This window comes from Halorhabdus sp. SVX81 (genome assembly GCF_029207715.1).
Taxonomy (GTDB): domain Archaea; phylum Halobacteriota; class Halobacteria; order Halobacteriales; family Haloarculaceae; genus Halorhabdus.
The window spans coordinates 955,966-978,722 of sequence record NZ_CP104322.1 but is presented as its reverse complement, the minus strand read 5'-3'; the positions used below and the strand labels follow the sequence as shown (position 1 = coordinate 978,722).

The 22,757-nt window shown below is 62.7% G+C and carries 24 protein-coding genes and 1 pseudogene; 9 read left to right on the top strand and 16 right to left on the bottom strand.

All coding sequences use genetic code 11. From position 1 onward, the window contains the following. Positions 1–274 precede the first annotated feature (274 nt). The 3 genes from SVXhr_RS04860 to SVXhr_RS04850 all read left to right on the top strand — a co-directional run bounded on the left by SVXhr_RS04860 (position 275) and on the right by SVXhr_RS04850 (position 2,506). Complete coding sequence (locus SVXhr_RS04860; protein ID WP_275739965.1) at positions 275–1,438, top strand: glutamate-cysteine ligase family protein; 1,164 nt, start codon at positions 275–277, stop codon at positions 1,436–1,438. Between the two features lie 71 nt (positions 1,439–1,509). Further along, complete coding sequence (locus SVXhr_RS04855) at positions 1,510–2,223, top strand: type 1 glutamine amidotransferase (RefSeq protein ID WP_275739963.1); 714 nt, start codon at positions 1,510–1,512, stop codon at positions 2,221–2,223. A gap of 85 nt (positions 2,224–2,308) precedes the next feature. After that, complete coding sequence (locus SVXhr_RS04850) at positions 2,309–2,506, top strand: XapX domain-containing protein (protein ID WP_275739961.1); 198 nt, start codon at positions 2,309–2,311, stop codon at positions 2,504–2,506. Positions 2,507–2,807: 301 nt separating this feature from the next. Here SVXhr_RS04850 and SVXhr_RS04845 read toward each other — a convergent pair whose 3' ends face one another. The 6 genes from SVXhr_RS04845 to SVXhr_RS04820 form a co-directional block, all read right to left on the bottom strand. Further along, positions 2,808–3,950, bottom strand: coding sequence for a CBS domain-containing protein (locus tag SVXhr_RS04845; protein ID WP_275739959.1), 1,143 nt, complete (start codon positions 3,948–3,950; stop codon positions 2,808–2,810). Between the two features lie 88 nt (positions 3,951–4,038). After that, positions 4,039–4,491 (bottom strand): hydrogenase maturation protease, encoded by a 453-nt coding sequence (locus SVXhr_RS04840; RefSeq protein ID WP_275739957.1) that lies wholly within the window; start codon positions 4,489–4,491, stop codon positions 4,039–4,041. A 34-nt stretch (positions 4,492–4,525) separates the two neighbouring features. Beyond that, on the bottom strand, positions 4,526–5,845 hold the full coding sequence (locus SVXhr_RS04835; RefSeq protein WP_275739955.1) for a Ni/Fe hydrogenase subunit alpha: 1,320 nt from the start codon (positions 5,843–5,845) through the stop codon (positions 4,526–4,528). After that, positions 5,842–6,642 carry an NADH:ubiquinone oxidoreductase gene (locus SVXhr_RS04830; protein ID WP_275739953.1) on the bottom strand — a complete coding sequence of 267 codons (801 nt, stop codon included), beginning with the start codon at positions 6,640–6,642 and terminating at the stop codon, positions 5,842–5,844. Before SVXhr_RS04830 ends, SVXhr_RS04835 begins: the two co-directional genes overlap by 4 nt. Continuing rightward, entirely contained in the window at positions 6,639–7,499 is an 861-nt protein-coding gene (locus tag SVXhr_RS04825; protein WP_275739951.1) for an FAD/NAD(P)-binding protein, read from the bottom strand. Before SVXhr_RS04825 ends, SVXhr_RS04830 begins: the two co-directional genes overlap by 4 nt. Next, positions 7,492–8,529: a 4Fe-4S dicluster domain-containing protein gene (locus SVXhr_RS04820; RefSeq protein WP_275739949.1), complete on the bottom strand. Its 1,038-nt coding sequence runs from the start codon at positions 8,527–8,529 to the stop codon at positions 7,492–7,494. The genes SVXhr_RS04825 and SVXhr_RS04820 overlap by 8 nt, the downstream gene beginning before the upstream one ends. Before the next feature lie 193 nt (positions 8,530–8,722). Here SVXhr_RS04820 and SVXhr_RS04815 point away from each other — a divergent pair, with 193 nt between their 5' ends. Continuing rightward, positions 8,723–9,196 carry a pyruvoyl-dependent arginine decarboxylase gene (locus tag SVXhr_RS04815; RefSeq protein WP_275739947.1) on the top strand — a complete coding sequence of 158 codons (474 nt, stop codon included), beginning with the start codon at positions 8,723–8,725 and terminating at the stop codon, positions 9,194–9,196. A 93-nt stretch (positions 9,197–9,289) separates the two neighbouring features. Further along, positions 9,290–9,646, top strand: a complete 357-nt coding sequence (locus SVXhr_RS04810) for a DUF5811 family protein (protein WP_275739945.1) — start codon at positions 9,290–9,292, stop codon at positions 9,644–9,646. 30 nt (positions 9,647–9,676) lie between these two features. Here the strand turns inward: SVXhr_RS04810 and SVXhr_RS04805 are convergent, their stop codons facing one another. The 5 genes and pseudogenes from SVXhr_RS04805 to SVXhr_RS14635 all read right to left on the bottom strand — a co-directional run bounded on the left by SVXhr_RS04805 (position 9,677) and on the right by SVXhr_RS14635 (position 13,254). Continuing rightward, positions 9,677–10,618, bottom strand: coding sequence for an alpha/beta hydrolase (locus SVXhr_RS04805; protein WP_275739943.1), 942 nt, complete (start codon positions 10,616–10,618; stop codon positions 9,677–9,679). A gap of 243 nt (positions 10,619–10,861) precedes the next feature. Further along, on the bottom strand, positions 10,862–11,080 hold the full coding sequence (locus tag SVXhr_RS04800; protein ID WP_275739941.1) for a hypothetical protein: 219 nt from the start codon (positions 11,078–11,080) through the stop codon (positions 10,862–10,864). Beyond that, complete coding sequence (locus SVXhr_RS04795; RefSeq protein WP_275739939.1) at positions 11,077–11,382, bottom strand: hypothetical protein; 306 nt, start codon at positions 11,380–11,382, stop codon at positions 11,077–11,079. The genes SVXhr_RS04800 and SVXhr_RS04795 overlap by 4 nt, the downstream gene beginning before the upstream one ends. A gap of 125 nt (positions 11,383–11,507) precedes the next feature. After that, a complete protein-coding gene (locus tag SVXhr_RS04790; RefSeq protein ID WP_275739937.1) occupies positions 11,508–11,723 on the bottom strand; it encodes a hypothetical protein in 216 nt (71 codons plus the stop codon). A gap of 111 nt (positions 11,724–11,834) precedes the next feature. After that, positions 11,835–13,254 (bottom strand): annotated as a pseudogene (locus SVXhr_RS14635) (DASH family cryptochrome). 137 nt (positions 13,255–13,391) lie between these two features. Here SVXhr_RS14635 and SVXhr_RS04775 point away from each other — a divergent pair. Further along, positions 13,392–14,564, top strand: a complete 1,173-nt coding sequence (locus SVXhr_RS04775; protein ID WP_345799502.1) for a lycopene cyclase domain-containing protein — start codon at positions 13,392–13,394, stop codon at positions 14,562–14,564. A gap of 109 nt (positions 14,565–14,673) precedes the next feature. Beyond that, entirely contained in the window at positions 14,674–14,868 is a 195-nt protein-coding gene (locus tag SVXhr_RS04765) for a cold-shock protein (protein WP_008526685.1), read from the top strand. Between the two features lie 69 nt (positions 14,869–14,937). On the opposite strand, the gene SVXhr_RS04760 is transcribed toward SVXhr_RS04765, so the two are convergent. Continuing rightward, the gene (locus SVXhr_RS04760; protein WP_275739931.1) at positions 14,938–15,111 is read right to left on the bottom strand and encodes a hypothetical protein; all 174 of its coding nucleotides are present in this window, start codon (positions 15,109–15,111) and stop codon (positions 14,938–14,940) included. Between the two features lie 119 nt (positions 15,112–15,230). Here SVXhr_RS04760 and SVXhr_RS04755 point away from each other — a divergent pair, with 119 nt between their 5' ends. Both SVXhr_RS04755 and SVXhr_RS04750 read left to right on the top strand, forming a co-directional pair. Continuing rightward, positions 15,231–15,998, top strand: coding sequence for a hypothetical protein (locus SVXhr_RS04755; RefSeq protein ID WP_275739929.1), 768 nt, complete (start codon positions 15,231–15,233; stop codon positions 15,996–15,998). A gap of 128 nt (positions 15,999–16,126) precedes the next feature. After that, a complete protein-coding gene (locus SVXhr_RS04750) occupies positions 16,127–16,387 on the top strand; it encodes a hypothetical protein (protein ID WP_275739927.1) in 261 nt (86 codons plus the stop codon). Between the two features lie 103 nt (positions 16,388–16,490). On the opposite strand, the gene SVXhr_RS04745 is transcribed toward SVXhr_RS04750, so the two are convergent. The 4 genes from SVXhr_RS04745 to SVXhr_RS04730 are packed head-to-tail and all read right to left on the bottom strand — an operon-like array spanning position 16,491 to position 22,756. Further along, entirely contained in the window at positions 16,491–18,704 is a 2,214-nt protein-coding gene (locus SVXhr_RS04745; protein WP_275739925.1) for an ABC transporter ATP-binding protein, read from the bottom strand. Further along, a complete protein-coding gene (locus SVXhr_RS04740; RefSeq protein ID WP_275739923.1) occupies positions 18,701–19,858 on the bottom strand; it encodes an ABC transporter permease in 1,158 nt (385 codons plus the stop codon). The genes SVXhr_RS04745 and SVXhr_RS04740 overlap by 4 nt, the downstream gene beginning before the upstream one ends. Then, complete coding sequence (locus SVXhr_RS04735) at positions 19,839–20,849, bottom strand: ABC transporter permease (RefSeq protein WP_275739921.1); 1,011 nt, start codon at positions 20,847–20,849, stop codon at positions 19,839–19,841. The genes SVXhr_RS04740 and SVXhr_RS04735 overlap by 20 nt, the downstream gene beginning before the upstream one ends. A gap of 59 nt (positions 20,850–20,908) precedes the next feature. Next, on the bottom strand, positions 20,909–22,756 hold the full coding sequence (locus SVXhr_RS04730) for an ABC transporter substrate-binding protein (RefSeq protein ID WP_275739919.1): 1,848 nt from the start codon (positions 22,754–22,756) through the stop codon (positions 20,909–20,911). Between the last annotated feature and the right edge of the window lies 1 nt (position 22,757).

Genomic DNA, 22,757 nt, shown 5'->3' with positions numbered 1-22,757 from the left:
TGAACGGAATCGTTTGATGGTATCATATAAGGAGTATTGATACATATACCCGTAAGTATTATTATACCGATGATATTCGATAGCAAGTGTATGTGAACAATGCACACGATAAACGCGGCTCGACAGACGGCCTCCGCACGTGTTCAACCAGCTCGACTCAGAGACGGGCATCGGGCGGTCAGGGGGAAGGATCCCGCAGGGTGGCCATCGGGTCGAAGCGAGACCCCGGAACTCGACCGGCGAATGAGTAGTCATTGTCGTCGCATTTTCGAGCATGGCTGATCCCACCAAACTCAGTACCACATCGGAACGGGGCGCATCGGTCAAGAACGACAGCGATTCGATCCCGCTCCGTCGGAGCATCGAGGTGGAGTACTGGGTGATCGACGACGAGGGTCGGTTGACCGATCCGGGTGAGCTCACCGACGCGGGCGAGGGCGTCGAACGGGAGTTCATCGAGCCACTGCTCGAGATCAAGACCACGCCCTGCGAGTCCACGGCGGAACTGCAAACGGAGTTCTACAAACGGCTACAGATGGTACTCCAGCAGGCCCAAGAGTTGGACAAGCACCTCGTCCCGCTCGGAACGCCAATCCACGACGGTGAGATCCCGGACCGTCCCGGCGAGCGGACCAGAATCCAGGATCGGGTCGTCGGGTCGAACTTCGAGTACGTCCGTCACTGTGCAGGGACCCACATCCACGTCGAACAACAGCCGGGCCACGTCATCGAGCAGTTGAACACGCTGATCGCGCTCGACCCGGCCCTGGCGCTGGTCAATTCCTCGCCGTATTTCGGTCGGGAGCGCCTGACGACCGGTGCGCGCTCGCAACTTTACCGGCGGATGGCCTACGAAACGCTGCCACACCAGGGTCGACTGTGGTCGTATGCAGACGATCTGGAGTCATGGGCCAAGCGGCTCGAACACCGCTACGGCGAGTTCGTCACCCAGTCGATCATCACCGGGTTCGATCGCGAGCGGGTGGAGTCGTATTTCGGGCCGGAGAGTGCCGTCTGGACACCGGTCCAGCTCCGCGAGCGGTTTTCGACTGTCGAGTGGCGATCGCCCGATGCCGCGCTTCCGAGCCAGATCCTTCGGCTGGCTGACGAGCTCGCCACTGTCGTCAGCCGGGTGCCGAAGGTACCTGTCCGGATCGAGGGCGAGCGAGGGCGGATCACGTCGGGGGAAATCGTCCTGCCGGAATTCGATGCTGTTTCCGAGTACGTCGACGCCGCGATCAACGAGGGCCTCGACTCGAACGCCGTTCGGGACTACCTCGACCGGATGGGATTTGGCGTCGCGGCCTACGAGCCATTGACCCACGAAATAGACCCGGAACAGGAGATTACCGAATCACGAGCCAGAGAGCTCCGGCTGACGTACGCCGATCGCCTGGAAGCTGACGTCCGTCGTGTCAGTTCGGTCGCTGCCGACTGACCGTCGACCAGCACTGGCAAAAGATGACGAGACGAAACCGTATTTCCCTGGGGAAGCGAAGATGAGCATAAATGGATCGTCCACGTCTCGCTCTGTTGAACGCGGCTCAGGAAGCAGCGGACACGCGCCGAAATTTCGAGCGGGAGCTGGACGCCGATCTCGATGTATTTCACTGTCCATCCGGGGAGTTACCCGACGGATTCCAGTACGACGGGTTCGTGATCACGGGGTCGAGCGCGTCGGTATACTGGGACCGGGAATGGATCGGCGAATTGAAAATGTGGGTCGGCGATGCGATCCGGGCGGGCCTGCCCGCGCTGGGCGTCTGTTTCGGCCACCAGCTCCTGGCGGACGTCATGGGCGGCAACGTCAAGAGCATGGGTGAGTACGAACTCGGGTACCGAACAGTCACCCACGACGGGGAAAATCGCCTGCTCGATGGGATCGATGAGACGATGACGGTGTTCATGAGTCACTCCGATCACGTCACCGACGAGCCGCCCGGAGCGACGGTGTTCGCCGAGAACGAGTACGGCATCCAAAGCTTCCGAAAAGGGCGCGTCTTCGCCGTGCAGTTCCATCCGGAATATGACATGGAGACCGCCGAACTGATCACGCGGGGGAAAGCAGACGAGATCCCGAAAGAGCGAATCGAGACCGTTCTGGCGGGTATTCACGAGGAAAATTACGCCGCAGCACAGCACGCAAAGACGCTGTTCGATAATTTCCTCGCGGTCGTGAAAGATGTACAGCGAAAGCGGATCGACGCGACGAATTCGGGGTGATATCCCTCGATCCAGGGGAGAAATCGCGAGCGCAGGCCATGCCGAGCGGAAGACACAATATCGGCCCTCGTCAATCGCCGGTGTAATGGTCGTTCAGATCGCTCTGGCGCTGCTGGCAGGCATCTTCGTCGGTGCGCTGTTCGGTATCATTCAAGTACCGATACCCGCGCCGCCCAATCTCGCAGGTGTCCTCGGCATCGCCGGGATCCTGCTTGGATACAAGGGTGTCGAGTGGTTGAACCTACAGGTCGACATCGTCGAGCTGATAACGAACGTCCTGTGACCGAACAGCCGATCGAACGCAACGCGGTGGGGACACCACGAACGCAAAAACATGGTCCACGCGAGCAAGCGAGTGTGGGCTCGGGAGAACTTGCTCTCCCGGTGGTGAAAAAGGGTCGAGCCCTCCGTTCGGTCGAGTCCGAGATGAGAGCCTTACAGCTCGCCGAGTTTCCGCAGCAACTGCCCGCGGTACTCCTCCATCTTTTTCCGCTGCGGGTGAGCGCACGGCGCTCACCACTTGCGCAAAAACATGGATGAAAAAGGGTCGAGCCCTCCGTTCGGTCGAGTCCGAGATGAGAGCCTTACAGCTCGCCGAGTTTCCGCAGCAACTGCCCGCGGTACTCCTCGTCGCTACGGACGCCCTTGCGTTCGAGGACGTTGCGCTGGAGTTTGTCGAGCGCGACGTTGAACGCGGTTTTCGCCCCGTAGCCCTCGCCGGTGCCCGCGACCTGGCCCTTGTTGGTTCGGAGGCGGATCTGGCAGTTGATCAGGGGCGTCCCACGGAGTTTCTCCTTGTGTTCCTGGAAGCGAACGTGGGCGTGTTGCACCTGCATGGCCTGGTACTTGTCGGCGACGTCCTCGATCCCGACGCGAACGTCCTGGCGGGAGATCGTATCAAGGAGCTTGATGTTGGTAATCTGGACGTCCATGTGTTCCTCCTCGGTGAACGACAGCGCCCGGAGGACGTCCGTCTTCGTGATGATACCGGCGACCAGCGAGTCGTCGCGTTCGGGCGTGACGACGAGTCCGGCGTAGTCGTTCTCGAGCATTCGTCGAACGGCGTCCTCGACCGACTCGTCGATCGTCGTCGTCGCGACGGGGCTACTCATCACGTCGTAGACGGGCAGATCGAGGACCCGGTCGACGTCGCCGGCGCGCTCGCCGGTCGTCGCCTTGTCCATGTCCCGGACGACGACGTCGACGATGTCGTGACGGGTCACCATCCCCGTCAGCTTCCCGTCGTCGTTCAGGACGGGAACCCGGGAGATCCCGTGCTCGCGAAGCTTGTTGATCACCTGGCCGACCTCTGTGTCCTCAGTGGCAGTGACGACGTCACCGGTGAAGATCTGCTCGACAGTGAGGGCGTCCAAGTTGTCGATGACCGCCGAAAGAATGTCGTCGTCGGTGATGACTCCCCAGAGCTTGTTGGCCTCGAACACCGGCGCGACTTTGTTCCCACTCTCGACCAGGACCCGGGCCGTCTCACGGACGTCGCCCGTCCGCTCGATCTTCGGCGCGTGTTGCATCAGCGCGCGGGCCTTTGCCTGGTCCTCGACGTGAGACTGTACCAGTTCCTTTTGCGTGATGACGCCGGCGTACTCACCCGCCTCAGTGACAATAATTCCTTTGGGATTTTCGCGCTCAAAGATCGAGCGGACTTTGCCCAGGCGTTCGTCCGCATCGACTTCGATGTAGTCGCGGGTGGCTATATCAGCAATATCCATCGTACCATTTGTACTTCGTCGGCAGGGATTATCAATCTTGGTTTGAATACACATGACGTGGCACGTCGATCGGGACAGTCCCATCGGCCTACAGCGATCGAACCGTCGCACGCAGTGTCCGGCACCCAGCCGGAAGGGAATCAGAAACCGGTTGACTCAGCCCGTCGCCGTAGCCGGTCTCTGCGGGCTGGATACCGACGACGCGGATCGACGGGTTCGTATCCGCCACCCGCGATGCCACCTCCAGGAGTTCGAACGGGTCAGTGCCGTGGGTGCCCCTTCGGCCGGTTGCGGTTTCAGGGTCAGCCGGATCGAACACCACAATCTCACCCGGATCACCGCCGAAATCTACCGCGTCGACGATCACGACGGCGTCGTAATCGGCGACGACGTGCACTAACTCAAACCCCGCGTCGCCGAGGTCGAGACAGTCCACCGACGACAGTCCCTCTTCGCGGAGCCGACCAACCAGCGCGGGCCCGACTCCGTCGTCCCGACGATAGGGATTGCCGAGTGCGACGATGGCGCGATCGGCGGTCATGCGTGATTTCCACGAGTCGGGTTCGCGATACCGGTCATCCCTCGCCACCGACGAACTCGACGTCGAGATAGTGCGTCGAACAGGAGATACAGGGGTCGTAGGCCCGGACGAGCATTTCCAGGGTGTGCTTGATTTCGTCCTCGGGGTGGTCGACGATCGTCGGCACCAGCGTCTCCATGTCCCGTTGGATGTTGCCGTGGTTCTGGTTGGTGGGAATGACGCAGTTGGCCTCGGTCACCTCGCCGGTGTCGTCGTAGGCGTACTCGTGGAAGAGCACGCCGCGGGGCACCTCGATGGCTCCAATCCCCTGGCCCGCGGTCGGGTCGATCTCGGGGACGCGGTAGTTCGACTGCGGGGTGAGGCCATCGTCCAGCAACGCCTCGATCAGCCGGACGGACTCCCCGAGGAGGTGGGCGACCTCGACAAGTTGGGCGACGTTGTTCAGATACGGATTGTGGACGGGCGCGTCCAGACCGAAGCGATCGGCGACCTCCTGGGCCCGCGGAGCAAGCTGGTCGGCGTTGTTGTTGAAGCGGGCCAGCGCGCCAACCATGTATGACTCGCGCTCGTGCCGCGCGAATTTGGCCGTCGAGTGCTCGACGACGTACTCGTTGGCGACGTCCCGATAATCGGAAACAGGGATCTCCCCGACATCCGATGAGTAGATCGTGCCCTCGGCGAAAGCGTACTCCTCGGGATGGGTGAGCGAGATATACTCGGTCTCACGCTCGAAAGCGGGGAGTTCATCGGCCAGAACGGCCAGCAGGTCGGCGAGTTCCGCGACGGCATCCCAGCTGTTGACGAGCCGATCGAGCAGCGCTTCGAGTTCGCTCTCGTCGGGAAACTGGGAGAAACCGCCGGGGAGCAGGCGCTGAGCGTGGACCGATCGGCCGGTGACAACTTCCGTCAGCTCGTTGCCCAGCCGGTGGAGATCGATCACGGTCTCCAGTTCGTCCGGGTGCGTGTCAGCAAGCGGCAGGACGGATTTCTCGCCGACCAGATCCGGCAACGCGAGATAGCCCAGGTGGAGGACGTGGCTCTGAAGCGTCTCGCCGTAGAGCGCGAGCTTTCGCAGCCGGCGGTCCTGCTCGGAGACGGAGATCCCGAGGGCCGCCTCAGTTGCCTGCAGCGAGGCGATCGTGTGACTGACCGAGCAGATGGCACAGATCCGCGAGGTGACGTGGTGGGACTCCTCGAAGGAGCGGCCGACCAGCATCGACTCGAAATACCGCGGGGATTCGACGACCTGCCACTCGCAGGTTTCGAGTTCGCCGTCCTCGGCGTTGACCACGATCGAGCCGTGGCCCTCGACTCGGGTGACGAGGTCGCCCTCGACGTCGATCGTGTGACTCATCGCTCACCCCCGTCGGCGACGGGCTGGGAGTCGCCGTCAGCGACTGCCACCTGATTGCGTTGCCAGCCCCAGTAGAGTTGATACTCCTCGATGACTTCCTCGGTCGTCAGTCCGTTGGCTTCGAGAACGTCCGTGTAGGCGTCCTCGTTCGGATGGTCGACCATGCCCCGACAGCCCCAGCAGTGGGTGCCCGCCGAGACGCAGGTCGCCGAACAGCCGCCGCGAGTGATCGGCCCAAGGCAGGTCTCGCCGCGCTCGAAGGCGCAGGTGTTCTCCTCGAACTTGCACTCCAGGCAGACGGGGTAGTTTGGGATCGACGGTTCGGCACCGTTGACCAGGGCCGTGACCGCCCCGACGAACTCCTCGCGATCGATCGGACAGCCCGGGATCTCGTAGTCGACGTCGATGACGTCGTCGATCGGGCGAGCCACGGGATAGGACGAGATCGAATCGGCGTCATCGCCGTACACCCGCTCTTTGACCGTCTCGAAGTCCTGGTGGTTGCGGAGGGCGTTGATGCCCCCAAAGGCGGCACACGAGCCTAGCGCGACGACGACATCGGCGTTGTCACGGACATCGGTCAGCCGGCGCTCGTCGTGGGCCGTCGCGACGCCGCCCTCGACGAAGGCGATCTCGTAGTCGTCTCCGTGTTCGGTCATCGCCTCGCGGAAGCTGACGACCTCGACGACTTCGACGAGGTCGAGCAGTCGGTCCTCGAGATTGATGACCTGCAGCTGATCGCCCTCACAGCCCGTGAAATCGAAGAAGGCGACACGCGGTTTCTCCTCTCCCGTCATACTTCGGCCTCCTCCTTGTCCCGGACGGTCGGATAGTGAAAGACAGGCCCGTCGAGACAGACGTACAGTTCGTTGAGCTGGCAGTGTCCACAGAGTCCGCGGCCACAGTGCATGTTTCGCTCCAGCGAGAGGTAGATGCGGTCGTCGGCAAGCCCCTTCTCCCGGAGGGCCTTGATGACGAAGCGGTACATCACGGGCGGGCCACAGACGAGGGCGACCGTGGTTTCGGGATCGAACTCCAGCGGCGGGATCAACGACGTGATCACGCCCGTCGGTCCGTCCCACGCCTGGCCGTCGGGTACCTCGTCGACGGTCTCACGGTACGCCATCACGTCGGAGGCGGCCCACGATTCGAGTTCGTCCGGGAAGAGCTGTTCGGCAGGCTCGGTACAGCCGTACAGCGTCGTCAGCTCGCCGAACTCCCCGGGGCGATCCAGGGCGTAGTTGATCACCGAGCGCAGCGGTGCGAGGCCGATCCCGCCGGCGATAAAGAGGAGGTCCTCGCCGGCGATGGCGTCGACGTCGAAGCCCTGGCCGTAGGGACCGCGGATGCCGACAACGTCCCCCGCTTCCATGTCGTGGATCGCGTTGGTCACGTTGCCAACCGCGCGGATGCATAACTCGAAGGGGCCCTCATTAGTCGGTGACGAGGCGATCGAGAACGGTGCCTCGCCGACGCCGGGGACGAACAGCTGGACGAACTGGCCGGGCTCGTGATCCAGGGCAACGCCGTCGGGCAGGTCGATCACGAACAGCTTGTCGTCGTCAGTATGGTCGTCGATCCAGACGATCTGGCCCTCGATCGGCTGGTACTCGCTTTCCCCGTGTTCGAAGCGTTTTCGCGTCTGGCTACGCATGCTGTCCCTCCCTGAGTTCGTTGTAGACCTCACAGGGATCGGCCACACCGGCGACGCAGTGGCGCGTACACCGGCCACACCCGACGCAGGCGATGTCGCCGTAGCGCTCGTAGATGTACCACCCCTTGCGCATGAACCGGTGGCGATGGCGCTGAGCGACCTCCTCACGGAAGTTCTCGCCCTGGGCGACCGTCGCGAAGTCCTCCAGCAAACAGCCGTCCCAGCGGCGCTCCTGGCGACCGCTGTCGCCCTCAAGGTCGCGGATCATATCGACACTGAAACAGAAGCAGGTCGGACAGACCACGTTACAGGTGCCACACGAGAGACACTGCTCGGCATAGTCCTCCCAGAAGTCCATGTCGTCGTAGCTGGCTTCAAGCAATGTAGGGAGTGCAGCCGGCGGAAAGGCGAGTTCCCGATCGAAGGCGTCTTCGAGGTCCGCTTCGATCTCCGCGACGCGCTCTACCTCCTCGGCGCTCGCGTTCCGGGTCGGAACCGACTCCAGCAACTGATCGCCCTCGAAGGTCCCGATGTCGACGGCGAAACGATCGCCAAGGTCAGTCACCATGAGATCATACCCCGAGTCGATCGTCGCGGTGCCCATGCTCGCGGCGAAGCAGGTGTCGGCCACGTCCTGCATTGTCACCCCGATGAGAACGGAATGCTCGCGCTTGCGGCGGTACGGTTCGTCCTGCAGCGTGTCGATGAAGATCTTATCGAGTTGATTGATCGCTGCGAGATCGTACGGATGGACGCCGACGACGATATGCCCCGTCGGATCAGCCTCGGCCCGCATCTCGTAGTCGTCGTCCGTCTGTTCGTAGGTCAACAGCGTCTCACGCTGTGGCATGACGTACTTCTTCGGCGATAGTGCCGTCAGGTCATGTTCCAGCGCGAGTTGCTCGGCCGACTCCAGCCGATCGAAAACGTACTGCTCGCCACGCTCCTGTACCCCGACTACTTCCCGCGGATCGGATGCGATCAACTCCTCGATCAACGCCGTGAAGTCCGATCGATCAATGACTTTCATGCTCTGGGAGACGGTGATTGCTCGTCGCGCACTCGTCTCTTAGCGCACAGGAGTGTCAGTGCCGGAGTAAGTCCCACCGAGGATTCCCAGTTCGTGAGAAACTATCATTATAATGGTCGTTGTGTATATATCGGGACGGCGTTCGTAGCCACCGAACGACGGACTTTACTTGCCGCTCGCCCGATTTCCGGTAATGGGAGCGATTCGGATCGTCATGGGCTCAGGTCACGGGCCGACGCCGACGGCCGCCTACGACGCCGCCCTGGCCGAGGCCGGCGTCCACAACTATAACCTCGTGACACTGTCGTCGGTCATCCCCGCCGACGCGAGGATCGAACGCGTCGGGACGGCCCCGGATCTCGGTCCGGCAGGCCGCGGGCTGTACGTCGTCCAGGCGGCGGAGACGACCGACGAAGGCAAGGCGGCGGCGGCGATCGGCTGGACGCGCGAGCCCGATGGCCCGGGCATCTTCTATGAAGTCTCCGGGTCGAGTGAACGACGGGTCCGGGAAGACGTCCGGGCAGGGCTTTCGGCCGGTCGCGAGATCCGGGAGTGGGACTTTGGCGAGAAGCACGTCGAAGTCACAACGGCGACGGCGGCTGAGGAGTACGCCTGTGCGATCGTCCTGGCGGTCTACGGCGAAAGCCACACGCTAATCGAGCAGTGACACACGGCCGGAAGCCGCGGGGCCGACACGTCGTCTCGAAGACACGAGTCGGCGAGTTTATAACGGGCCCTCGCGTACATCCGGAGACGATTCATGTATGGAAATACGTCGCATTCCGGGGCCGCTGAGACGACGGTCGAGCTCACGCCGGAGGAGCGTCGATCGCTCCGGAGTGATCTGTCCCGCGTCGCCTCCAAGACGCGGGAGTTGCTGCCTGGCGAGTTCGTGGTCGGCTCGGAGCTGTCAAGCGGGGCCAGCGGTCCCGAAGCGATGATCGCCGTTCAGCCACCGATCGGCTCACCGGTCAGTGCCGGATATACCCCCGAACCGGATACGAACCTTCGGATCGACGACCAGGAATGTGAAGATCTCGCACAGGGACTCGCCGCCAGCGCGGCTCTTCAGGTCAAGCAAGCGATGAGCGACGACGACACGCCGACGGCGCAGTAAGGATTCTTTCTCGCTCCGTCATCCCGTCGTTCAGGACGTTTCGCCGATCGTATCAGCGAAATCGGTTGCGACGTCACTGACGACCGTCTCGGCACGGTCGATTCCCGGGGACGTGGCAAACCCGTGGATCATCCCCGGATAGTGGCGATGCGTGACCTCGACGCCGTCGGCGTCGAGTTGGTCCGCGTAGGCAACGCCGCCGTCCCGAAGCGGATCGAACCCCGCAGTCACGACCGTCGCGGGCGCGACGCCCGCGAGATCACACGCCGCCGCCGGATCGGCGTAGGGGTTGCGCTGGTGGATCTCGCCGTCGTAATAGCAGTTTTCGAACCATTCGAGGTCCGCGATCGAGAGAACGATCCCGTCGTTCTCCCGGACGGACTCCTGGTCGTCGCTGATGCCGATCCCAGGGTAGAGCAGCGTCTGGTAATCAATGGTCGGTTCGCCTCGGTCCCTGGCCATCAGCGAGACGACGGCTGCGAGATTCCCGCCGGCGCTGTCGCCTGCCACCGCAAGCGTCCCGTCCGACGCGAGCCTGTCGGGGTTGTCCGCGGCCCACTGGGTGGCCGCGTAGGCGTCCTCGACGGCCGCCGGGAACGGGTGTTCCGGGGCGAGGCGATACTCGACCGAGACGACGACCGCGCCCGTCTCCCGAGTCAGTTGTCGACACAGCCAGTCGTGGGTTCCGATGCTTCCGAGGACGAACCCACCGCCGTGGAAGAACACGATCGTCGGGTAGGGACCGGGCGCGTCCGGCCGGTATAGGCGGACGGGAAGGTCACCGTCGGGCCCCGGGATCGAGCCGTCGGTCGTCGAGCCGACTGCCGGCGGATCGCGATTCCCGAACCAGGTACCCACCCGTTGCAAAAAGCGCAACACGCGGCGATCGTGATCGGAGATCGGCGAGATACCGAGCCGCCGTTGTCGGTCGACGACGGCCTGTGCCTGGGGATGTATGTCGTCGGCTCGCATTAGGCGCAGATTTGAACCGGCGATGACATAAGCGTGATGCGAAGGCTCCCGTGGGAAACAGGCCGGACAGACCGGCGGGAGCGTGTTTGATTCGAACCCCATTCGTTCGTGTGGAAATCCATCACACAGGAGGGCGTCAGACACCGCCTGATACCCTCGTGAAACGGACCCATATACCCGGTAATTGGCCTCCGGAGCACTACGTTCGGCACAGACCAGCCGCCAAAACCCGAGCACCAGGGCTCAATCGTCTCGACCTTCGAGGCCGGCTACGTCTGCCGCCTCGACCTCGCGGTCGTCGGGCAGCGCCTCGATGCAATCCGAACACAGGAAGTGTTCGGTCCCGTCGGCTAGTTCGAGTGTCATCCCGCCGGTAGCTGACTGCGACGAACTCCACATGTCGCCGATCCCGCCGGCGATCCGCACCTCGTCGCCACACCCGTCGCAAGGGTCGGTCGTCATGACGATCCGTCAGCGCCGTCCGGATCTGGGATCTGCTGGCTCTCGAACCCGGGATCGACGTACTCCTCGCGCTCCCCCTCCGACACCAGCGCCCACTCCTCGATCTCGCTCTCGGTGTAGGAGCCATCGAGTTGCTCGAACCAGTAGACGAAGTCGTCGGTCTCGAACCGAAAGGCGAAATCCTCGACGGTCACTTCCTCGCCATCGTCGGTTTCGAGGACGTCGCCAACGCCGAACTCGGCGTACCGGGAGAACTCGATTGCCAGGTTGTGCTTGCGGTTCTCGGGGAAGCGTGCGGTCATATTTTCGTCTTCGGGCAGCCGTCAGTAATCGCTTTCGACGCCCGGCCCCCCAGTCAGTCACCGTTTCCAGTAACGGGCCGAACAGTAGTTGCAAAAATGCACAACAGAGGACAGTACTCCCATAATTAACTATTGTATGATTGATCGTACCTGCTGTACAGGGCCGCAAAAATCACGAAAACGAAGAGGGCCCCGATGACAAAGCCGATCAATGCTACATATCCATTATCCGTCGAAAACATGTTTCCAACCGAACTACCCACAATAAGCATCGCATAGAGCACGACGAAACCGAGGATGATGCGGGTGATAAAATTATCCTCAACCGGATTTTGTTCCATGCTGTCAGTATTTGAGGCGGAGCAATAAATTCGTTGTGAGGCCCCGGCGCTGGGCGAACAGCCGCAAGTAAGTGACAATGGCCCGAACGGATCTGAGTCAGGTCGCCCTCCTCACAACCGCTCGGGATCGACCATCGGTTCGGGGTAGTCCTCGCCGAGCACCACACCCCGCTCCCGCTGCACGGCCTCGTCCATCAGCCAGGGCTCGCGGGCGTACGCGTCCACAAGCCCGTCCAGTTCCGGGCACCAGCGCTGCACGTACTCCGCCCCGGGATCGTAGCGTTCGGCCTGGCTGAGCACGTCGAAGCCACCCTCGCGGCTGTCGTTGCCGACCTTCGCGATATACGCCCAGTTGCCGTAGTTCGAGGCGGGATCGAAGTCGAGCAAGTGGTGCTCGTAGTGGGCCCCGCCCCACCGCCAGTCGATCCCCAGGTCGTGGACGAGAAACGATGCGGCGTTCTGGCGGGCGCGATTGCTGACGTACCCCGTCGCCGCGAGTTCCCGCATGGCAGCGTCGACAAACGGTACCCCAGTCCGCCCCTCCTGCCAGCGCCGAAAGTCGCTCTCGTCGCGCCGCCAGTCCAGGTCCGTTCGTTCGCGGATCCCACCCGGCGTGAAGAGTTTCCCGCCGTACTTGGCGAACTGAAACTGGAAGAAGTCCCGCCAGCGCAACTCGAAGTTCAGCCAGTACGTCGAGTCGTTGCTGACGCGCTCGCGCTCGTAGTCCTGGACGGTCTGATGAACGTCCCGTGGCGAGAGACAGCCGAGGTTCAACCAGGGCGAGAACTTCGAGGAGAAATCCCGCCCGATCAGCCCGTTACGCGTCTGCTTGTACGCCCGGAGGGAGTCCGTCTCCCAGACGTACTGTTCCAGCCGACGCTGCCCCGGGGTCTCCCCGCCCTCGAAGTCGAGGGGCATTCGGTCGTCGTCGGGGACGTCGCCGACGACGCCGAGATCGGCGAGTTCCGGGATCGGCCCCGGCTGTGGCGCGTCCGCTGGAACCGGCGGCACCGCGGGTGCCTCGATCGGATCGCGAACGCTGCTGTCGCCAGGGGGTAAAGGTGTCGGGCATCTCGTCGTAGGGGGTCGGCAGGTCCTCGACGTGGTGGAGCGTGTGCGTCCAGTGGCGTTCGACAGTGACCGCCTCCGGTAGCGCCGCCCGGACCTGCTGTTCGCTAGTGCGCTCTTCCGGGATAGCGAGGGTCTGGCAGTGCAGGCGGTCGGCGTCGACGCGATCAACGATCGCTGGTAGCACCGCGTCGGGGCGGCCGTGGCGGACGAACAGATCGCTGCCGGTCTCGCGAAGTCGGTCACGGAGGTCCCTGACGGCCTCGCGCTCGAACCGTGCGCGACCGGCCCCGATCCCATCGTATTCGAACGACGCTGCTCCGCCGAAGGCACGCTGGCCGTACCGGCGCGGCTCGAAACAGTAGACGGGCAGGACGCGATCGGCAGCGCAGGCGGCCGCAAGCGTCGCGTTATCCCGCGTTCGCAGGTCGCGACGCAGCCAGACGACGGCGGTCTCGGACATAGCCGTCCATCGGGCCGGATCTACTTGGACACCGGGGCCGAGACCAGTGTCGGAGCCGACGGTGGGTGAACCATCGGTTCCGCAGCAACATTTGAACGCGGCGACACGTCTTTGCGGATCGATACCGAGGAACAGGTATGTCGATCGCCCGTCACCGTCCCGGTCCAGCGGCGGCAGTCCGTGCGCTGGCGTCACAGGTCCATCCGGTGTTCATGCTGCCGCCGGTGGCCGTCTCGTTGACGGGCTCACTACTCGCTGCCGGAGCCACGGGGACGTTCACGCCGACAGTCGTCGCGGCCCACGCAATAGCGATCTTCGCAGCGGTCTACACCGCCCACGTCAAGGATGGCTACGTCGACTTCTTCGTCCGCGGCGAGGACGACGACCACCCGCTATCGGTCGGCGGGTGTCGACTGGCGCTGGTCGGTGCCGGCATCCTCTTCGCGGTGGCGCTGGCAGGCGTCTTCCTGACCGCGGGAGTAGCGGCCGCCGCGCTGACCGCGCCGACGTGGGCACTGGGGTACTTTCACGCGCCGCAACTGGACACGAACCCGGTCACGGCGACCGGGGGCTACCCGGCCGGGATCGCGCTGTCGCTCGTGGGTGCCTACGCCGCCGGGGCCGGCACAGTGACCCCGACCGTCCTCGGACTGGCTGGCGTGTTGCTTGCTGTCCTCCTGGGGATCAAGATCATCGACGACGCCCAGGATCTGGGGTACGACCGCTCTATCGACAAACGAACTGTAGCCGTCGTCCTCGGTCCGACGCGCGCACGCCGACTGGCGGAAGGGCTATTGGCGGCTGGATTGCTCGGTGTGGCCGTGTTCGCTGCCGTAGGTGTGTTCCCGACGGGAACGATTCTCGCAGTCTTCGCGTTCGGGGCCGTGGCCGCTATCGCGCGTCGCGCCGAGCCACGTCTGGCGACGATGCTGCTCGTCCGTGGTGCGTACGTCTTCCTCGCGCTGTTGCTGGTCGCGCTGTGGTATCGGCCCATGACCGGTCCATTGCCCATCGACATCGGCGTCCTCGGCCCGTACACCTACCTCGCGACCGAGATCGCCTTTGGCGCGTTCGGACTGGCGTTGCTCGTCCGGGCCGACGCTCTCGCGCGGGCCGGCCGGACAATCGCAGTCGTCTATCCGCTGGCGTACGTCTGGGACTGGTACACGCTCGAAGTGGGCGTGTTCGCCATCGAACTACGGACCGGGATCGACCTGCTGGCGATCCCGATCGAGGAACACTTGTTCATGCTCGTCGTCCCCGCGCTGGTACTCGGCATCCACGAATCGCTCCGCGAAAGTGACGAGTGATAATCGCCGTGCGTGGATGGCTTGCACACCCACGGGTCGTGTCCCGATAACCCGTGGTACGCCATCCCTCGGAAGCCTTATACATCGGGCTCCCATTGGTAGAATTGCAATGGCAACTGGTACGGTCGATTTCTTCAACGACACTGGCGGTTACGGTTTCATCGAGACTGAGGATGCGGACGAAGACGTATTCTTCCACATGGAAGACGTCGGCGGCCCGGACCTCGAGGAAGGACAGGAAGTCGAATTCGACATTGAACAGGCCGAGAAGGGCCCCCGCGCGACCAACGTCGTCCGCCAGTAAGGCTTCGACGCGACTCGCGATTTCCTAATACACTATTTATCCCACTGAGCCCCTGGCTCGTCGCGAGGGTCACTTCGTGACGTCGGCCAGCGGGACCAGTCGATGGTCTACGGTCGGCTTCGTGTAGCCGCTTGACTCCTCGGTGACACCAGCCGTAAACACCTTTACCTTCTGTTGGATGACATGAGGTTCGCCCTTGTTGTCGTGGATCACGTCGATCGAGCGCCAGGCTTCGTCTTCCATACGGTAACGCAGGACAGCATGAATATTAAGGTTCAGCCCGCTGGCAATCCGACTGTCGTCACTCCCGTTGCGTGCCGGACAGCACAACGTTGATTCGACAGGCCTGAGAAATCCGGAGCATGGTATCAGGAGCCCTCCTGTTCGCCGGCGGTCTCGCCGTCGCTGGCGTGGCCCTTCTCGCGCTTGGGGCACGAGAACTGTGGTTCGCGTGGCAGATCCATCGCGGTGAGCCCCTTGCCGTCTTCGAGCTGCCGAACGAACTCGGCCCGGTCGAAGTCCAGGGAATCGCGAAGCCGGATGGGGGAACGGTCGAATCACCGATCTCCGGCTCACCGAGCCTCGTCTGTGAATGGGAAGTACAGGAACACCGGACGACCAACGCAGGCGAGGGAACGAACACCCACTGGAAAACCCTGGACGAGGGGCTTGTGGGCGGGCCGTTCCGGCTTGCCGACGACACGGCCAGCTGTCGCGTCGAACCCGCCGGCTCGGTTCGTCACCTCGAGGAACAGACGGTCACGGTCCCCGGCGGGACGCCGTTGCCCGATCGACTTGCCGAGTTCGTCGCCGAGAATCCGGACGTCGCTGCCCAGGACGGCACGATCGATCTCGGCGTAACGGAACTCAAGATCGGGAACGACCAGCGGTTCGTCGAACGACGGCTCGACCCTGGCGAGAAGTGTTACGTCTATGGCCGTGCCCACTACGACGCCGGGGCAGGCCATCGTGGTGGCGAAGTAAACGTCGTCATCAACGGGGACGGTGTCCGCCGGTTTCTCATTGCGGACGGCCGCGAACGCGGCGTCGCCTGGGACGTGGCAAAGATCGGCAGCGTTCCGGTCGTGATCGGGGTGGGCCTGCTGGCACTGGCAGTGGTGGTTGTATAACGTGAAATCGTCCCACGAGACGGGTCGGGCCGGCCAGTGGTCGCGTGTGAGCGTGGCCCTCCGTGCCACCGGGCCCGTCGAAAGGGATAGCCAATAGTTATGCCGCTGACCCTGTACTCGGTAGGTGTATGAAAGAGGAATTCTGGACCACCGTCTGTGATTACATGCCTCGTCTCCGGTTCCTGTTCGCTGCCCTGTTTGTCCTGCTGGTCCTCACAGTCTTCTCGCTGGCGTTCACGACTGTGGGATCGCCGTCGTACTACATCGCGCTGATCGACCTGGTCCTCGTACTGGTAGCAACTTCGATTACGGTATTCCTCCAGTGGCGCTGTGCGAAAAACAAACGGCGACGTGGCGAGTGGCGGCCGGAAGACCGTCCAGACGAATAACCAAGCGTCTTATCGAGATATCACGCTCCAGCGCAACGGGTGCTGGAAACCGGTTGTCCGGACAACCAACGGGACGGGCGAAAAGCGGAAGATTGGCGGCCGATCAGTCGTCGATCATCTCGTCGGTGACCGGATCGCTATCCCAGTAAGGGTGGTCCTCACCGTACTCCCGGAAGCAACTCGCGGTGTGGAACCCGTCGGCGTCGATCTGCTGGTCGGCGGGCTTCTCCTTGATGCACGCTTCGCGGGCCTCCGGACAGCGGGTATGGAACCGACAGCCCGAGGGCGGATTGATCGGATCTGGGATGTCGATCTTCCGCATCGGCATCTCGCCGATCTCAGCCTTCTCGGGATCGATATTGGGCGTCCCCCACCGCAGGACGTCCGTGTAGGGGTGGGAGGGGTTTTGCGTGATCGCCTCGGCCGGCCCGATCTCGACGAACTCACCCAGATACATCCCGGCGATGCGGCCGCCGGACTTCTGGGCAAGATACCGGGCGTTCGAGAGGTCATGGGAGATAAACAGGAACGAGGTGTCGAACTCCTCCTGGAGTTCGAGCATCAGATCCATCATCTCGACGCGCAGGGAGACGTCCAGCGCCGAGATGGCCTCGTCGGCAAGGATCAGGTCCGGGTTCATCAACAGCGCCCGACACAGCGCGACGCGCTGTTTCTCTCCACCGCTGAGTTGGTGGGGATACCGTTCGCCGTACTCCTCTGCCGGCGTCAACCCGACGTATTCCATCAGGGTGTAGATGCGATCCAGCCGTTCCCCGGTGGACATCTCGGGGTGGATCTGCTTGAGCGGAACCGACAGGATCGATTTCAACCGACGATTGGGATTGAGCGAACTCCCCGGGTCCTGATGGATGATCTGCAGGGATTTCCGGATCTCGTCCCAGGAGACATCGGCGTTGCCCCGTTTTGCCTCCCAGAGATCGACCCCCCGGTACTCGATTGACCCACCGGTGGGTTCCTGCAGGCCGAGGATCGACTTCCCCAGCGTCGTCTTCCCACAACCCGACTCGCCGACCAGCGCGACTACGTCCTGTTCGTAGATGTCGAGGTTGACCCCATCGACTGCGCGGACGACATCCGGTTCGTCACCGAACAGCGACTCGATGAGCCCTTCTGACTGCTCGAAGTGGACCTCGAGATCGTTGACGGAAATCAGGGGTTCCTCGTCCGACGAGCGCCTGGCGCTGGTCGAAGTTTCCGCCCCCTCGCTGGTTTCGACGCTTTCGAGGTCCTGCTCGTACACCAGCGGCATCGATTCCTGGGCTTCCTGCCAGCGGAAACACGCGGCCCCGTGGTCGTCCTCGAGCAGGAACTGGTTGGGTTCGGCCTCGAGACAGGCCTCCTCAGCCAGCGGACACCGGGGATGAAACGAACACCCCTGGGGGACGTTCAACGGGTCCGGACTCGACCCTTCGATCGAGCGGTTCTGATCGATCGGCGCGTCGATGTCCGGCGTCGAGTTCAACAGCATCCGCGTATAGGGGTGGCCGGGGTTTCTGAGCATCTGCTCTTTGGGTCCGACCTCGGCCATCCGGAAGGCGTACATCACCGCGAGGCGATCGGCCAGGCTGGCCACCAGCGCCAGGTCGTGGGTGATGAACACCATCGAGATGTCGTGCTCCTGTTGCAGCTCCCGGAGGAGCTGGAGGATCGACCGCTGCATCAGCAGGTCCAGCGCGGCGGTCGGCTCGTCCATGATCAACATCTCGGGATCGAGCACCATCGCCAGGGCCAACAGCGTGCGCTGGCGCATCCCACCCGAGAGTTCGTGCGGGTAGGCGTTCAACACGCGGTCGGGTTGCATGTAGAGGTCGGCGATGAGATCGCGCGCCCGCTCCATGCCCGCTTCGACCGATTGATCGTGGGCCTTCAGCGTCTCGACGAAGTGGGCCTTGACCCGTTTGACAGGGTTGAACGAAGACATCGCCCCCTGGAAGACCATCGCGACCTCTTCCCAGCGCCACTGGCGAAGTTGTTCGTCGTTGAAATCGAGGATGTCGACTGCTTCGCCCTCCGAAGGACGGTACTCGATCGACCCTTCGAGCACGCCGGGTTCCTCGACGGAGTCCATCATCGCCGAGACCAACGTGGACTTGCCCGCACCGCTCTCGCCGACAATGCCGAGGATTTCGCCGCGACCGATGTCCAGGTTGATGTCGTCGAGGACCCGCGAGATACCCCGATCCATCTCGAAGGTGACCCGAACGTCGTTGAGGCGCATGATCGGGTCGGGCTTCTCGACTTTCTCGACTTCGAGTGGCTGTTCGTCAGACTCCGCAGTCGCGTTATCAATACTCATTCGTTCATAACCTCCTCGATATCGTCGTCATCAGAATCAATTTCGTCGAACGACGACAGTTTCGTCCGGACCCGCGGGTTGAAGACGCGGTCCAGCGATTGGGAGAGCAAGATCAGCCCAAGCGCCAGGATCAACATGGCGACGACAGGCGGGAACAGCCAGTTCCAGATGCTGAGCCCGGCGATTGCGCCCTGGCGGTAGGCGTCGTTGATCATGACGCCCCAGTTGGCGACGTCCGTCGGCAGGACGCCCAGGTAGTACAGCCCGACGGCCGAAAAGACCACGAACCGGGCCGCGTTGACGAAGTTGATCAGGATGTACGGCATCAGATTCGGGATCACGTCCTTCAAGATGATCTTCCAGGAGCTGACGCCCATCGTCCGGGACGCCTCGACGTAGTTCTCCTGGCGCAGCGTCAACACCTGCGAGCGGATCGCCCGTCCGAGCCCGCCCCAGTAGTTGATCATGATGATCATCCCGATGGTCGCCGGTCGGAGGACGTTAAACGGCTCCGGGAGCGCACCGAGTTGGTTGAAGCCGATGCCGATCCCGAAGACCGTCAGGTCCTTGAACGCGAGCGCGAGCACCATCACGAGCGGCAGGCCGGGGATCGTCATCGCGATGTCGATGAACATCGAGATCGCGCCGTCGACACGGCCACCCTTGTACCCCGCAACCGTCCCGAGGAGCGTCGCGATCACGGTCGCGAAGACACCGCCCGAGATGACCATGATCATCATCTTCGGCGTCGAGTGGACGACGAGCCCGAAGATCGACCGACCGGTCTGGGTCGTCCCAAGCGGGTTTGCGAGGTCGTGGAACGTCGGGTACGCGAGGTTGAAGCCGCCGATGTTCAGCAGGCTGTGCCAGTCGAAAGCGGGTGCCAGTCGCATTTCCGCCGTAAACGGACTGGGCTGGTTCGGATACGGAACCAGCCAGACGCCGATCGTCGCGACGAGGACGTACATGAGGAGAATAAATCCCCCGACGATGAACCGCCAGTCGTCGAACACCACGACGCCCGGTTCGTAGATGCGGTTCCGATAGAACTCCTGCATCCGATCGCGAAGCGTCACCTCGACGGCGTCCTCGGCGTCGTAGGTCCATTGCAGTTCGTCTGTCGACGTCTCCGATTCAGAATGACTCACTTTCATCACCCGTCTTGATCCGCGGATCGACGAACCCATACGAGAGGTCCGCCAGGAAGATGCCGACCACCAGCGACAGTGTGATCACCAGGAACGCCCCCATCAGGACGGGGTAATCACGGTAGTCGTACGCCTGGAACAACAGATAGCCGAGTCCCTGGTACTGGAAGACGTCCTCGAGGACGATCGTCCCGCCGAGGACCCACCCGAACGACAGCAACATCCCGGTGTACATCGGCAAGACGGCGTTGCGGCCGACGTACCGGAGCGCGATGACGCGTTCGGGAAGGCCCCTGAGCTTTGCGACCTCGACGTAGCCCTTCCCGAGAATGGAGATACTGTTCCCACGCATCGCGAGCGCGCGAACGCCGTATCGCGAGAGGACGATCGCCGCGATCGGAAGCGTCGCGTGATAGAGCACACTGTGGAGGAACGCGAAATTAAATCCGGGATCCACATCAAGCGAGTAGCGCCGTCCGGTCGGGAACCAACCGAGGATCTGCCCGAAGACGAACACCAGGAGGATCGCCATGACGAAGAAGGGGATCCCACTGGCGAAGATCGCGAGCGCCGAATTGGCCGAGTCAAAGCGAGACCCTTCCCGGTAGGCCATGACCGCGCCGAGCGTGATCGATATCGCGAAAAAGAGGACGATCGAAACCACGGTGATCAGGATCGTCCACGGGAGGTGGGACGCGACAATTTCCGTGACGGGAACACCACCACCCGAAACCTGAATAGACGACCCCATGCTACCCTGGTGGAGCCCAGCGATGTATTCGACGAACTTTTCTTGAAGCGGTACGTTCGGATTGTATCCGAGGTTCGAGAGGACGACTTGGATCTGTTCTTCGGTATACCCTATCGATGAGAGGCGTCCTCTGATTCTGCTTGCCGGATTACCCGGAAGCATTCGGGTGAGGCCGAAGCTCAGGGTGATGACGATATAGATCGTCACTATCGCCTTCGCCGTCCGTTTGAGGTAGTAGTTTACCATCGGGTATTCTAAATTTGATAAATGATTGTTCGATCAGACCGATACGCCGGGGTCGCGCGTTATTCGCCCTGCCACTGCATCTTCCCCACACGCGGGGCATAGAACGTCGGCCACTTGACGTTACCGGCTGGCTCGTCGTTGTCGGGGGCCGAAAGCCGCCGCCTGCTGATGAACGACTGCTCTCGCTTGTTGATGACCGGCAGGTACGGGATGTCCTGGTGGGAAACCCACGCGAGTTCCTCGACGATTTCCCCGACTTCGTCGCCCTGTGCTGTCGAGAGGTCGTCGAGGCGCTGCTGGATGTTGACCGACATGGTGCCGTCGCCGTCCATCGCCGGAACCGTGATCTCCTCGCCTTCCTCGCCACCTGGGTAGCTGTGGGCGTTGTTGTAGGCACGACCGAAGACCCAGTTCAGCGGGAAGTACGGGAACGAGGAGCGCGCGTTGCCGGGCGACCACGGACGGGCCGCCATCTTGAAGTCGCCATTCGAGACGACCGTGTTGATGTTGTTGACACGGTTGATCTCCGCGTCGAAGCCGGCGTTCTGGAGCTGCGGGACCACGGCCTGGGTCGCGGTGACCCAGTCACTCCAGCTACTTGGCACGTCGACGGTGAACGAGACTGTCTCGCCGTCCATGGCCCAGTTGCCGCTGTTGTTGCGCTCGTAGCCGGCCTCCTGCATGATCTCGGCGGCTTTCTCTGCGCCGCCCTGCATCGCGGTGAACGTGCCACCCACGTCGATCCACTCGTCCTGAACGTTCGCGGAGATGGCGGCCGGGGTCGGGAAGGCCTCTTTGACCTGTGCGCCCGCGGCGGTGACGACCTCTTCGCGGTTGATAGCGTGGGTGATCGCCTGCCGGACCGCTCGCTTCGAAATGTGCGGCGCGGCATCCGTGTCGTGGTTGAACACGTAGCCGACGCCCCAGTAGCCGGGGAAGTTGTACTCCTGCCAGTGGTCGGCAAGCTGGGTCCGGATGTTCGACGGGGTGAAGATACTCATCACGGTATCCACGTTGTTGCCGATCATCGCCTCCCACTTGCTCTGGTTGCCAGAGTAGGTCGGGAACCGGTACTCCTCGAAGTTGACATTGCCCGCGTCAGGGTGCTCGGGGTTGCGCTCCATGATGTACTGCTCGGAGTCCTTGCTCTTCTGGGAGAAGATCCCGGAGACGTAGTCGGGCTCCTGGGGCTCCCGACCCTGAATGTCGCTGGAGACGCCGTCCTCGTTGTCCTCCCAGTAGCGCTGGTAGAGCTCGTCGTAGGGCTCTGCCATCTTCGCCTGCTGCAACTGCGAGAGGATCGTGAACTCGAGGATCGACGGGTTGACTTCCTTGTTGGTCTGGATCTCGAGGGTCTTCTCGTCGGGTTCGTTGAACGACTCGAAGACGTTCGCGAACGCGGCCCCGGTGGCGAGGTTCATCACGGTGTTGGCTTTGATGTCCTCGGCCGTCACCGGGTCGCCGTCGGCGTAGTTGTGCGGATCCCGGATATTGATCGTGATGGTCGTCCCGTCGATCGACCAGTCCTGAATGAGCCGCGGGATCCACTCGTTTTCCACCATGTTGTACTGGGCATAGCGCTCGTAGGCGAGCCAGCGCCCCCAGATGTTCGGCCAACCAGCGTACTGGGCGTTCCAGTCCAGCAGGTCCATCGAACGGGCGGCGACGGACTCGACTGTCTCGTCGTAGACATCCGGTCCGTCCCCGTTCTCGGTGCCACCGTTTTCGGTGCCACCGTTCTCAGTGCCACCGTTTTCGGTGCCACCGTTCTCTGTTCCAGTATCTGTGTCGGTTTCGCCGTCACCACACCCGGCGAGCATGGCGGTGCCCGTCACACCCGCTATCCGCATGAAGTTACGGCGGTTCACCACATCCTCGAACTTATCGGGAGAGTCCTCTGTAGCCATT

Coding starts and splice junctions, on each gene's coding strand:
- SVXhr_RS04860 (WP_275739965.1), top strand. CDS start 275: ATGGCTGATCCCACCAAACTCAGTACCACATCGGAACGGGGCGCATCG.
- SVXhr_RS04855 (WP_275739963.1), top strand. CDS start 1,510: ATGGATCGTCCACGTCTCGCTCTGTTGAACGCGGCTCAGGAAGCAGCG.
- SVXhr_RS04850 (WP_275739961.1), top strand. CDS start 2,309: ATGGTCGTTCAGATCGCTCTGGCGCTGCTGGCAGGCATCTTCGTCGGT.
- SVXhr_RS04845 (WP_275739959.1), bottom strand. CDS start 3,950: ATGGATATTGCTGATATAGCCACCCGCGACTACATCGAAGTCGATGCG.
- SVXhr_RS04840 (WP_275739957.1), bottom strand. CDS start 4,491: ATGACCGCCGATCGCGCCATCGTCGCACTCGGCAATCCCTATCGTCGG.
- SVXhr_RS04835 (WP_275739955.1), bottom strand. CDS start 5,845: ATGAGTCACACGATCGACGTCGAGGGCGACCTCGTCACCCGAGTCGAG.
- SVXhr_RS04830 (WP_275739953.1), bottom strand. CDS start 6,642: ATGACGGGAGAGGAGAAACCGCGTGTCGCCTTCTTCGATTTCACGGGC.
- SVXhr_RS04825 (WP_275739951.1), bottom strand. CDS start 7,499: ATGCGTAGCCAGACGCGAAAACGCTTCGAACACGGGGAAAGCGAGTAC.
- SVXhr_RS04820 (WP_275739949.1), bottom strand. CDS start 8,529: ATGAAAGTCATTGATCGATCGGACTTCACGGCGTTGATCGAGGAGTTG.
- SVXhr_RS04815 (WP_275739947.1), top strand. CDS start 8,723: ATGGGAGCGATTCGGATCGTCATGGGCTCAGGTCACGGGCCGACGCCG.
- SVXhr_RS04810 (WP_275739945.1), top strand. CDS start 9,290: ATGTATGGAAATACGTCGCATTCCGGGGCCGCTGAGACGACGGTCGAG.
- SVXhr_RS04805 (WP_275739943.1), bottom strand. CDS start 10,618: ATGCGAGCCGACGACATACATCCCCAGGCACAGGCCGTCGTCGACCGA.
- SVXhr_RS04800 (WP_275739941.1), bottom strand. CDS start 11,080: ATGACGACCGACCCTTGCGACGGGTGTGGCGACGAGGTGCGGATCGCC.
- SVXhr_RS04795 (WP_275739939.1), bottom strand. CDS start 11,382: ATGACCGCACGCTTCCCCGAGAACCGCAAGCACAACCTGGCAATCGAG.
- SVXhr_RS04790 (WP_275739937.1), bottom strand. CDS start 11,723: ATGGAACAAAATCCGGTTGAGGATAATTTTATCACCCGCATCATCCTC.
- SVXhr_RS04775 (WP_345799502.1), top strand. CDS start 13,392: ATGTCGATCGCCCGTCACCGTCCCGGTCCAGCGGCGGCAGTCCGTGCG.
- SVXhr_RS04765 (WP_008526685.1), top strand. CDS start 14,674: ATGGCAACTGGTACGGTCGATTTCTTCAACGACACTGGCGGTTACGGT.
- SVXhr_RS04760 (WP_275739931.1), bottom strand. CDS start 15,111: ATGGAAGACGAAGCCTGGCGCTCGATCGACGTGATCCACGACAACAAG.
- SVXhr_RS04755 (WP_275739929.1), top strand. CDS start 15,231: ATGGTATCAGGAGCCCTCCTGTTCGCCGGCGGTCTCGCCGTCGCTGGC.
- SVXhr_RS04750 (WP_275739927.1), top strand. CDS start 16,127: ATGAAAGAGGAATTCTGGACCACCGTCTGTGATTACATGCCTCGTCTC.
- SVXhr_RS04745 (WP_275739925.1), bottom strand. CDS start 18,704: ATGAGTATTGATAACGCGACTGCGGAGTCTGACGAACAGCCACTCGAA.
- SVXhr_RS04740 (WP_275739923.1), bottom strand. CDS start 19,858: ATGAAAGTGAGTCATTCTGAATCGGAGACGTCGACAGACGAACTGCAA.
- SVXhr_RS04735 (WP_275739921.1), bottom strand. CDS start 20,849: ATGGTAAACTACTACCTCAAACGGACGGCGAAGGCGATAGTGACGATC.
- SVXhr_RS04730 (WP_275739919.1), bottom strand. CDS start 22,756: ATGGCTACAGAGGACTCTCCCGATAAGTTCGAGGATGTGGTGAACCGC.